We start from the raw sequence: 1,272 nt of genomic DNA, 5'->3' as shown, positions 1-1,272 counted from the left end.
CCCGCGTGGGCGATCTGGATCGCCGCGATCACGATGGGCCTGATTCAAAGCGCGACTTATGCGGAAATATCGGGGCTGTTTCCTCATAAATCGGGCGGCGCGTCCGTGTACGGCGCGATCGGCTGGGTTCGCTACAGCAAACTGATTGCCCCGGTTTCCGTGTGGTGCAACTGGCTCGCGTGGTCGCCGATGCTCGCGCTGGGCTGCGGCCTCGCGGCGAGCTATGCGCTCACGAGTCTCTTTCCCGCCGATGCGGCGGTGCTGCACTGGCAGCTCAAGATCGCGGATCTCGGTTTCATCAAGCCGGGGCTTTCGCTGCGGATCAACGCGACGTTCATCATCGCGACGATTCTGCTCCTCATCACGTTCAAGCTTCAGCACAGCGGCGCGTCGAAGGCTGCACGCACGCAGCGCATTCTCGGCATTGCATCGCTCACCCCGCTTTTGATCGTCGGCATCGTGCCGTTCGTCACCGGCGACGTGCCGATGTCGAACCTGCTGCCGCTGTTGCCGCTCGGTCACGATGCACAAGGCAACCTCACGGCCGCGTCCTTCGGCTCGTGGAACGGGCAGGGCGTGGCGATGGCGCTCGGCGCGATGTTCATGGCCGGGTGGGCGTCGTACGGTTTCGAGACGGCCGTCTGCTATACGCGCGAATTCCGCGATCCGCGGCGCGACACCGCCAAGGCGATCTTCTGGTCGGGTGCGCTGTGTCTGATCGTGATGACGCTCGTGCCGATGGCGTTCCAGGGCGCGCTCGGCACGCAGGCGATGCTCGATCCGGCGATCGGCAACGGCACCGGCGTCGCGGCCGCGATGGCGAAGATCGTCGGCGGCGGCGCGTGGGTCGCGAATGCGGTGGTCGTGATGCTCATGCTGTCGATCCTGCTGATCGTGATGACGTCGATGATGGGCTCGTCGCGCACGCTGTACCAGGCGTCGGTCGACGGCTGGCTGCCGAAGTACCTGTCGCACGTGAACGAGCACGGCTCGCCGACGCGCGCGATGTGGACCGACCTCGGCTTCAACCTCGTGCTGCTGATGATGTCGGACTACATGACGGTGCTGTCGATCTCGAACGTCTGCTACATGCTGTTCGTATTCCTGAATCTTCAGTCCGGCTGGATTCACCGGATGGATCGCGGCAACTGGGATCGGCCGTTCCGCTGCCCGACGTGGCTGCTGGTCGGCGGCGCGATCTGCGGCTATGCGAACCTCGTCTACGTCGGCGCGGGCGCGAACCTGCAAGGCGAAGGCACGCTGCGCAACGGG

Annotated in this window: 1 protein-coding gene; it reads left to right on the top strand. The window is 65.0% G+C overall.

Translation table 11 applies throughout. The features are described from left to right. On the top strand, positions 1-1,272 hold a 1,272-nt coding region (locus tag WT53_RS14970; protein ID WP_060260416.1), incomplete at both ends, for an APC family permease.

This window comes from Burkholderia sp. MSMB2157WGS, from assembly GCF_001532755.1.
Classification (GTDB): Bacteria; Pseudomonadota; Gammaproteobacteria; order Burkholderiales; family Burkholderiaceae; genus Burkholderia.
This window is presented reverse-complemented; position numbering and strand designations above follow the sequence as displayed.